This window comes from Microcoleus sp. A6-C6, from assembly GCF_036705955.1.
Classification (GTDB): domain Bacteria; phylum Cyanobacteriota; class Cyanobacteriia; order Cyanobacteriales; family Microcoleaceae; genus Microcoleus.
In genome coordinates, this window is sequence record NZ_JAUBVR010000035.1 from 1 (window position 1) to 11,107 (window position 11,107).

The following is an 11,107-nucleotide window of genomic DNA, read 5'->3' on the forward strand; positions in this document are numbered from 1 at the left end:
GTGATGCTATATCTGCCCATTTTTGTGACTTATTTATGCCTTCTTTAATTCCCCAATCTTAGACCTGAATCCTTACGCTTTAGCTACCAAAACATTAACCCCGCCGCTAGCTTTAATACTAGCCTTGAGCTTGAGTTCATTTACATCGTCTCCCGTACCATTCGCATTTTGGCGATCGCTCACGTAGAAGCCATCGAGAACTTTATAGGCATCTGAGGCATTAAAGCCAGATTGTTTCCATTGAGAAAGTCCAGAAGTATCAAAGCCGAACGCAAAGTTAGCTTTAGCTTCAAACTCTCCCTCTAACTTGCCGTTGACACCTACATTTACCTTAGGAATGGAGTAGATAGGAAACTCTTGATCAATCTTGAAGTTAAAGTCTAGTTTTGGCACTTTATAGGTGAACAAGTTGACATCCGGTTTACCCATCAGCAAGTCGATGGCAGATTGAGGATTGGTCAAGATCGGAAAACTCAGCCCATCCATCTTTTGAAAGAGGGTCAGCAACTCTTGAGTCTTGCCCTTTGACTTTGATTTAGCTTGGTCAGTGGGAGATGCCGGGATTTTGGTTTTAGTTGTCTTAGCGGTTTTAGTATCAGCGTTGGGATCTGTGGCATCGAAATCGATCGCGTAGTCACCTAAATCTATAGCAATGTTGCCCTCTTGAGATGAAAGACTCTTGAGCAAATGACTTGCTTCGCCGATGTACTGAAGGGCATCTAGGAATCGAGTATCGATCTTTTTGCCTGCCAGCTTTGCACCCACTTCGACCAGCGTCACCTTACCATCCTTCGGCGTCACCTTGCCATCCTTGCCATCGTTATTTTGGTCAAAGAAATCCCTGATAGCACTGAATTCAGACAGCAGTTTAATATCGCTGTTGAGTGCAGTAATGATAGGACGAGCCGGGTTAACAACATCATTGACTTTGGTAATAATAGGTTTGGCAAAACCCGTGATAAAGCTACCCAAGTCGAGCTGCATATTTTTGAATGCAACATTTGGTTTTTGCGGCCCGGTTAATTGATCGTTGGCGTAATTGAAAATCGGCCAATTGACTGCTAAGTCGAAGTTGTAGGAGGGGATAGCTGCATTCCCGTTAATGCTAGTTTTAGCTTTTAAACCGAGATTAGCACTGCTATTTAAGGTGGGAGTCAATAAGTCTGACAACTGATAGTTGCTGGTCAGTTCTGAGAAAGTTAAGCGATCGCCATCATTATTATCTCCCAAATTATCCAAATCATTTAATTTTACTGCAAATTTTGCTTGAGCTTTGGTAGGATTTTTGGCATCGTTGGCAAGGTCTATTTGGAAAAATCCTAAGTTACCTTGGGCATTGAAATTATCATCGAGACCAGCTTCTACATTGGCTGCCAGTTTAGTTTTGTTGGTGTCAACATAGAAGCCAAAATCTTTATTGACGCCAAATCCCAAGGACAAATTGCCGTCAAATTTGGATTGCGCTTTACCATTGACATTTAAACCTAATGCCGGAATTCCTAAATCTCCAGAAAGGTTAACATCTGGGAAATCATAATTTCGATCTAGAGAAATTTGCAGGTTGATATCGTCTGGAGTCCCATTACCAATTACCTTCAAACTCGGTCTGGGGAAATAGAGACCTAGAAAAGATTTTGTCGAGACGGACTCAGGGAAATATTTTCTTAATCCTTCTTGCAAATTGCTGGCAAGTTTTTGAGTAAAGCGCTGGCTAAATTCAGAAGTTAATTTTGAACCTAATGCTTCGGAATTGAAATTACCACCAATCGAGTCTTGGATGAGAGATTGAAGGGTAGAACTGAGGCTGCTAACACTCAATGACTTCAACTCATTAACCGTACTCTCCCTCACAGTGTCAATGAAATTTAAAGCATCTGAATTGCCTGGGATAACATCTTTCAGTTTCCCTAAAATTGGCAAGTTAACTTGCATTAAATTTTGATTCAGATTGTCCTGAAGCTGATTTAATTGTTGACCTAACTGTTCTAATGTTTGCCCCCATTCAAAAGAGACATTATCGATGTTAACTGTTGGCTGTTGCGGTGTCGTTAATTGACCGTTAGCATAATTAACGATCGGCCACTTAACACCCAAATCGAAACCGAAGGAAGGAAAAGCAGGATTGTCCTTAATGCTAGTTTTAGCTTGGAGACCTAGATTAGCATTCGCAGTTAAGGTAGAATCGAATAAATCTGACAACTGATAGTTGCCGTTCAGTTCTGAGAGAGTTAAGCGATCGCCATCATTCGCACCTCCCAAATTATCTAAATCTTTCAAATTGACGGCAAACTTAGCTTCAGTCTTAGTGGGATTTTGAGCTTGATTATTCAGGTCAACTTGTAAAACGCCTAAATTGCCTTTCGCCTTAAACTTGTCATCGATTCCTGCGTCAAAATTAGCTGTCAGCTTGGTTTTGTTGGTATCTATAAAGCAACCAAAATCTTTATTGACACCCACAGCTATTGACAAGTCAAAATCCGCTTTTGATTGTCCTTTTCCATCTGTAGTAAAACCTAATCCTGGTACTGCTAAATTTTGGGAGAGGTTAGCATCGGCAATTTGATATTGTTTGCCAATGTAAATTAGCAAAGTATTTTCATCTTGAGTGGAATTTTGATTTACCTTAACCTTGAACTCTGACCCAAGTACATTGCGGATAGTTGTTTCTAACTGATCTGTCGTTTGATTTGCCCCATTTTTAACTGCATCGACTAGCTTAGTCTTGAAGTTGCTAATAAAATCTGGAGAAATGTTCTTGAGTGGGCCGATAATGGGTAGGTTAACTGCCTGTAATTGATTGTCAAAAATTTTCTCAAGTTTATCCAATCCAGCTTCTACACCGCACCAATTCTTTGCATCGATGCCACCAGCAATGGTGTCATTGCCAATCCTTCGCGGTGCAGATGACGTTGGTGTTGGCGTGACTGGTGTCGGTGTCGGCGAATTTGAGTCTGGCGGTAGCGGTGCTCCCGTCGGAGTCGGTGTTCCCGTCGGAGTTGGTGTCGGAGTTGGTGTTCCCGTCGGTGTCGGAGTCGGCGTTCCCGTCGGTGTCGGAGTCGGCGTTCCCGTCGGTGTCGGAGTTGGTGTCGGTGATGGCGTTCCCGTCGGTATCGGCGTTGGAGTTGGTGTTGGTGTCGGCGCTATATCGTTATCGGTAATCGCCACCGTCGTGTCCACAATCCCAATTCCGTTATACTTAGCATCAGCACTCGCAGCCGTATGAGAAATACTGCCCGTATGATTTCCTTCAACAACCGCATCGTCAACAGCGGTGACAGTGACTGGTTGCGTGACATTCCAGTTAGTCGTGTCGAAATTAATCGGTGCGATCGCATTTATTTGACTGCCCGTATTAAAGCTAACTGTGACCGGTGCAGTTGGCTGCGAATTTAGTTTAAGTGTATAAGTGCCAGTCGCAACTCCTTCTGTAGCAGTTGTGCTCGCAGGAGAAATGCTGACACCTGCTGTATCGTTATCGCTATTGCTAACAGTGACATCGGTGGGATTGAGGTTGCTGTAATTGCTATCAGTGCTCGCAGCGGCAGCGGTGACAATAGTGTAAGCGCGATCGCCATCGGCTACACTGTCGTCAACACCTGTTACCGTTACCTGCTGCGGAGTATTCCAGGTATTGGGAGTGAAAGTTAGGCTATTTGTCGAAACAGTTCCCTCTGCGGGATTGTCACTGGTGAGTGCGATCGCCACTGGTGCGATCGGCTGCGTGTTCAGGACAACGCTGAAATTAGCCGTACCGCCTGCTTCAGTCGTAGTTAATCCCGCTGTCGGGTTAACGGTAATCCCAGGAGTTTCGTTGTCGCTGTTAGTAACGCTGACATCCGAAGGATTGACATTGTTGTAATTGCTGTCGGTACTAACAGCCGCAGCGGTAACGATATTATAAGTTTTACTGCCATCAGCAATGGTGTCGTCAACACCCGTCACCGTTACCGTTTGCGGTTGATTCCAGTTAGCAGATGTGAAGGTTAAACTATTGCTAGAAACTTTTCCCTCCGCCGGATTGTCACTACTCAAACCAATGCTCACGCTAGCACTAGGTTGAGTATTAAGTTTGACGGTAAATGTCGCAGTGCCACCCGCTTCTGTCGTCACTGATCCGCTAACGGGATTGACTGCAATTCCGGCAGTATCGTCATTAGTAATAGTCGTTGTCGCGCTAGCAGTTGTAATTGTCGGAGTTTGACCGGGTGCAACTGGATTCGATAACGTGACAGTAATAGTTTCGTCAGGTTCGATCGCACTATCGCCTAAAACATCCAGCGTCAAAGTTTTGGATGTCTCGCCCGCAGCGAAATTAACCGTACCAGTCAGACCGGTTGCCCCGGAAGTACCGCCGATCTTGTTATAGTCAGTACCGTTGACAGCAGTTCCGGCGATCGCATAATTGACGCTACTCGCCGCACCAGTGCCGCCGCTGCGAGTCACAGTAAAAGTTAAAGGAGTTGTGCCTGTGTTGCCTTCGAGGATACTGGGAATACCAGCAGCAATGGCGTAAGAAATTTGACCGTTAGCTGCAATTGTCAGTGTTGTTTGTTTTGTTGTACCAGCAACGCCTCCAGTAATTGTACCCAAGTTGAGAATTGCGGTTTCGGCGTTCTCTGGAATATTGTCAGGCTTAATAGTAAATGCAACATTCTGGGTAAGTGCCACACCTGTTGCACCTGCGGCGAAAGTTATCGAGGTAGGGGAAATCGTGTAGTCTAAATTTTGGGTAGCTGTGCTACTCGGATCGATAACAATTGGTACAACTACATCGTTTAAGGGAGTGCCGCCACTGATGGTAACGGGAATATTAATTACTGTGTCTGTTGTTCCTTCTGTACCGCTGAAAGTAGCCGCACCAAAATTGACTGTATTGGGTGAATTCAACAGAATCGAGACATTTTTAGAGGAAAAATTCGGCGTAGCTAAATCCAACTTGCCGTCAGCATTAAAATCTGCCGCAGCCATGAAACGGGGAATTGTTCCGACACTAAAATTAGTGGCCGTACCAAAATTACCCGTACCATCCCCCAACAAGACTGAGACGTTGTTATCGCCGCCGTTGGATGCAGCTAGATCGAGTTTGCCGTCGGCGTTAAAGTCGCCCGTTACCACAGATTCGGGAGACGATCCGACACTAAAGTTGATGGCTGTACCAAAATTACCCGTACCATCCCCCAACAAGACTGAGACGTTGTTAGTGGCAGTGTTCGATGCGGCGAGATCGAGTTTGCCGTCACCATTAAAGTCGCCTGTAACGACAGAATGATTCCCTGTCCCCGCGCTAAAGTTAACGGGGGCGCTAAAGTTGCCAATACCGTCTCCCAACATCACGGAAATGTTGTTAGTAAGGCTATTGTTCGATGCGACTAAATCGAGTTTGTTGTCGCCGTTAAAGTCGGCTGTGGCGATTGAAAGAGATGTTCCTGCATTAATATTAACGGGAGTGCTAAAGCTACCGATACCGTCTCCTAAAAGAATTGAAACGTTGCTACCCGCTGTGGCTAAATCGGCCTTGCCATCTCCATTAAAGTCGCCCGCTGCGATCGCCCTCGGATTTATCCCTGAACCGAAGTTGGTAGGATTACCAAAAGTACCTGTACCTGTCCCCAACCGGATCGAAACGAAATTGCCGTTGGTGCCAGTGGTAGGATTCGCCACAGCTAAATCGAGGTTGCCGTCTGCATTAAAGTCGCGGATTGCAATGGAATTGGGAACCTCGTTGCCAAGGTTAAATAAGTTGGCAGCAGTACCAAAGCTGCCCGTACCAGTCCCTAACAATATAGAAATATCTCTGGAGTTAAGGTTTGCCACGGCTAAGTCGGGGAAGCCGTCGCCGTTTAAGTCGCCCGGTGCGATCGAAATGGGAGTTGCCGTCGCAGCAAAGCCGGCGCTGAAGTTGGTGGCCGCACTGAAGCTGGAGAGAACGTAGTTGTAACCTGTCAGAACTTGCGGCCAAAATGCTAAAGGTGCTTTAATTTTCCCTACTGTCACTTCCAATTCCCAGTCGCCACCCAATGCTGCAATGCCTGTAAGCCTGGAAGAAGCTGCAACACTAGCTCCTGTTAGCTGACTCAAGCGCTGTACAAATGCTTTACCTAAATTTCCCTCAGCAACATTGCAGCCGTAGAGAAGAATTTCAGCATTTGGTGTTAGCCAGCGCGTCCATGCCTTGACTGCTTTGAGGAAATTGTCGGCGCGATCGCTCAACTTTTCCCAACTCAACTGAATTTTACCTAGTTCCAGGCTGCCAGGTGTGCCGTGAGAGATGATGTGAATTTCTGAAAATTTACCTCCCTGCAACGCTTCTGCAATTTGTTCTAAGCCGTTGCAGTTAGAATCCAATAGAATTACTTCGGTTCCAGGGATAACGCCGTCTGCTAAAGTTTGATAGTCTGGTACGGCTGTGTCGATAAATGCGATCGATCTGCTAGAAGGTTGGGTGATTGAGTTGGACATAATACACCTACCGATCGGCTAACAATTGTCATAGCTGATGTCTAGACCGCTGGCAGCTATGCAAGGGGTTTGATTAATATCTGGCGCATGCAAAGAAATTCATGTGAATCGAACATAGCCTTTTTACTGAAATCCTCATCAAAAATTTACATTAATTATAATTTTTGTCGTGAAATTACTTAATTTTTTGTAATATACCGAAATTAAGCAGTGTAATTTATACCAAATCCGGCTTCTATAAGTAAGTGGGTACAAATAAACAAAACGTGGGTCGGGGGGGTTTTGCACCAATAAACTCTCTTGTATCTCGCGATCCAGGCTAAACCCGCCCCTAAAATATTTTATTGTTTTTTCGCGCTTGTCTACTTACCCCGCTTAATCATTTGTCAGGAATAGCTGTGCTTGTCTATTAAGGCAATGAACAAGGAGAGGGAAAGGAATAAATTTGTTATTCGGAAGGGGAGTAAGAATTGGGCTTCCCTCTCCGATCGAGGGGAGGGGAGAGGGGTCAAAGGACTATTGCGATCAGTGCAAGATATCAGTTGAAATCGACTGCACTAATCAGACTGGACGACACCCCATTTAGAGAAGCTAAAATTTCTCCGGTTGCCGCCAAGCGAATTAAGGTTGCACCGCCATTTTGAGCGATCGCCAATTGTGCAAAAGTAATGCCGCTGGCGAGTGTTAGTAAATCTGTGCCATCTTCAAAATCGGCGATCGTATCAATGCCAGAATTGGCAGATAGTAGGAAGCGATCGCTCCCGATGCCTCCAATCAAGCTATCATCTCCCATTTCACCGCTGAGGAAGTCGTCGCCATCACCGCCATTGAGCAGATCGTTGCCTTTGCCGCCGCGCAAGGTATCATTGCCAGTGCTACCGTCTAGGATATCATCACCTAGATTGCCAAAGATGATATCACCACCGTCGCTACCGGTGATAGTATCAATTCCCTTGCCACCATAAAGGGTATCGTCGCCAAAACCGCCATTGATTAAGTCATTGCCTTGATTGCCATTAATCCAGTCATTGCCGTTAAACCCGAAAATCAAATCATTCCCTTTTTTGCCGCTGAAAACATCGTCGCTGCTGTCGCCGCCTAGAGTATCGTCGCCATCAGTACCGATTTTTTGATTGGGGGAATTGTTGACTAATTCTATGCCGCTGTCGGGGAAAGGTTGGGCAGGAGTGGAGTCACTGTTTACACTCTGGCGAATTGTTGGGTTATTGACGGTTGCTGATTGAATTTGTGCGTCTAAAGATGTGCCTGTATTTTCGGCGATCGCCTCTTGAATTGTCTTGCTGCCGATCGCGACTTGCTGCAAGTCTTTGGCAACTTCACCTTGTTCTACTTGTTGTACCTTGGCAATTTTAGTTGCTGCGTCTGCTAATGGGAGGTTGCTGGAGGCGATCGCCCGTACCCGCTGATTCCCTTCTGCGATAATTTTAGCAACTTCCGGTGCAAGATTAGATGCTGTCTGTGCTTGCAGTTGAGTGGCGGCTGACTGAATGACGGTTTGTAATTGCGCGGGATTGGTTAAATCGACAGCGCCGGATTGAATTTGGTTAGCAATGGTAGAAATTAGGCGATCGGCAATTTCAGTTTTAGCAATATTGGAACCACCGCTAATCAAATTCGTTGTCAAAATAATTGCATTTTGTACCTGAATATGCACTGCATAAACAGCCAAACCGTTAGAGTCATTTTGGGTAATTGCTTGTAGCGGATCGTAGCTAGTCAAGTCAATTGCTGGCGATACTCCAAATGCTGCTTTAACTTTAGTCTCTGCTTCATTAGGATTAATACCTTGTGCAACCAACTTCTCCATCAAAGTGGTTAAAGGAGTAACCACCGTAGCATCTGGTGTTGCAGTTAGTGGCGTTTGCTGCGGTAAATAAGTCGCCGTATTGATGCCGTCAGTAACGACAAGTCTGCCTTCATCCGGTTCGAGTTCGCCGCTGTTGTTTTTGTCAAATTCGGGGAGAGAGACATCTAAGTTAAAACTGCCATCGACGTTAGAAATTGTGAAAGGTTCTTTTTCATCTTGGATGCCGTTAAAGTTAGCATCAAAGAAAACTTTGGCTCCAGTCAGGTAACTGTTAACACCGCTACCGCTCTTTCTTGAACTTTCTCCAGTGCCAAATTTTGCTAACTCAAATGTGGCAAAATCTTTTTTCCAAACTGTTTGTTTTCCTTCCCAAAATTCCCAAGGAACTATAGCTTGAACCTCTAGCCCTAAAAAAGCATTAACTTGACCTGATATATCAAAAAGTTCCCAGGGTTTGCTAATGCGGGACCCAATTTCAGAACCTCGGATTTTACCGTCGCTTGTGCCGTTGTTTTCTCCAATATCTACTAAATCAATGCCTATGCTTCCTTCTATTCCAGCCGTTCCATAAAGGCTGGCAACCACTGCATTTACTCCGACACCTGCTTTAATACCAGCATTGATTTTAAGTTCATCAACATCCGCACCAGTACCATCGGCATTTGCGCGATCGCTCACGTAAAAACCATCTAAAACTCTGTAGGCTGATGACGGAGAAAATTCATCGTCTTTCCATTCTTTTAATCCGTAGGTATCATACCCAAATGCGAGGTGTGCTGACGCATTAAAGTTGCCTTCAATCAATCCTGATATCGGCCCAAATATAGGAAACTCTTTTCTAAAATTGAAGTCTATTCCCAGGGGAGGCATATCGTAGGTGAAAAGGACAACATCTGGCTTTCCTAAAAGGAGTTGAATCGCTGTTTCTGGCTTCGTTAAAATTGGCAAATCTAAGCCAGAAACACTCTTAAATTTATTGACAAACTTTTTTTGATTGCCGCCTGTTTTAGAATTGATTTGTTGAGAAATATCCGACACTGAGTTTGTCAGTTTCGGTGTTTTGTTTTTGAGGCTAGAGTTGGGCTTGGCAACATTAATATTCCCTAAACTGTAGGAGCCTAAATCGATCGCAATATTTCCTGAAGAGTTTGACAGGCTATTTGCCAATTGCGATATCTCGTCGATTTTGATAACTGCATTTAAGAAGTCAGTAGCAACATTACCGCCGGATAATTTAGTTGCCAGTTCCAAGATCGAAACTTGGCCATCTCTATTGTTATCGAAGGGTTCACCAACGCCAATTTCTGACAGTAACTTAGTGTCTGTATTCAGGAAATCGATAACAGGTCTAAAAGGATCGATTATATCAGAAACAGTGGTGAGTATTGGTTTAGCTAAGTTACTGATAAAGGTTCCTAAATCGAGTTTGAGGTTGTTAAATTCGACTTTCGGGTTAGGCAATCCGCCAAAGGGATTGTCGGTGGTTGGCGAACCTATATTTCCCTGATTATTTGATGGCAAGAATGAAGATGAATTTGAAGTCGTGCCTGTGTTTGAATTTGCGGAACCTAGCGATTGATTTAACGCTGAAAAATTTGGGCTAGATAAAAGTGCTGAATTGAAATTTGATATACTCGATGAACTTGACGGAGAAGTTGAGGATGAAGGCGAATTATTTAATTTACCATTCTTATAATCAATCAGCGGCCAATTGACTGCTAAATCGAAGTCAAAAGATGGAAAAGCAGCATCTCCGTCGATGCTAGTTTTGCCGTGCAAACCGAGATTGGCATTACTGGTTAAGCTAGATTGAAATAAGTCTTCTAACTGATAACTGCCGTCTAACTCAGACAAAGTTAAACGATTGCCATCATCAGCGCCGCCCAGATTATCTAAGTCATTCAACTTGACTTCAAAGTTGGCATCTAGTTGAGTTGGGTTTTCCGGATCGTCGGTGAATTCAGCTTGTAAAAAAGCGAGGTTGGCTTGAGGTTTAAATTTTTTAGGAAGTCCTAACTTAAAGTTAGCATTTAATTTGGTATTGTCAGTATCGATGTAGCAGCCAAAATCTTTGTTGTAACCGACACCAATAGATAACTCATAGTCAAAGTTAGGTAATTGCTCAGGTAGATTTAAGAATTTAGAAGCAACTGGTGAAATCGCTGTTTGATAAGGAACGCTTGAACTAAAACGAGATACATTACCACTATCTATAATAGTTGCTAATGTGTCTGAATCGCTGATAGTGGAATTGATACTTGATGATTCTATCTCATTGGATAAATTGGCAAAGCGAGAGAGGTTGGTAGTCGGTGCTGCGAAAACTTGACTCCCGGGCTTCGGAGTTTTTTTGACTTTTAAGCCTAGTGCTGGCAGCCCTAAATCTTCAGCAAAATTAATATTATCGAGCTGATATTTTTTGCCGATTTTAATGACTAAGTTAGTGTCATTGGGATTTGAACTACTCTCGACTTTAACATCGAATGCCGAACCAACAACCTCCTGAATGCTATTTTCTAGCTGACTAGGTGTGAAATCAGTTGCATTTTTAACCGTATTGACTAGACTATTTTTGAAATCGCTAATAAAATTAGGAGAAATACCGCTGAGTCGTCCTAAAATTGGCAATTTGAACACATTGAGTTGTTCGTTAACAATGTTTTCCAGTTTGTCTAATCCTTTTTCCAAACCGCACCATAGGGTTTTGTTATCGGTAATGCCTACAGGTGTTGGCGTTGGGGTAACAGGTGTTGGCGTTGGGGTAACAGGTGTTGGCGTTGGGGTAACAGGTGTTGGCGTTGGGGTAACAGGTGTTGGCGT

Annotated in this window: 2 protein-coding genes; both read right to left on the minus strand. The window is 44.1% G+C overall.

The genetic code is table 11. From position 1 onward, the window contains the following. Positions 1-72 precede the first annotated feature (72 nt). Positions 73-6,459, minus strand: a complete 6,387-nt coding sequence (locus QUB52_RS15645) for a DUF4347 domain-containing protein (RefSeq protein ID WP_332973856.1) — start codon at positions 6,457-6,459, stop codon at positions 73-75. 538 nt (positions 6,460-6,997) lie between these two features. Next, positions 6,998-11,107, minus strand: a 4,110-nt coding sequence (locus tag QUB52_RS15650; RefSeq protein ID WP_332973858.1) for a calcium-binding protein, incomplete at its 5' end; no start/stop codon positions are given.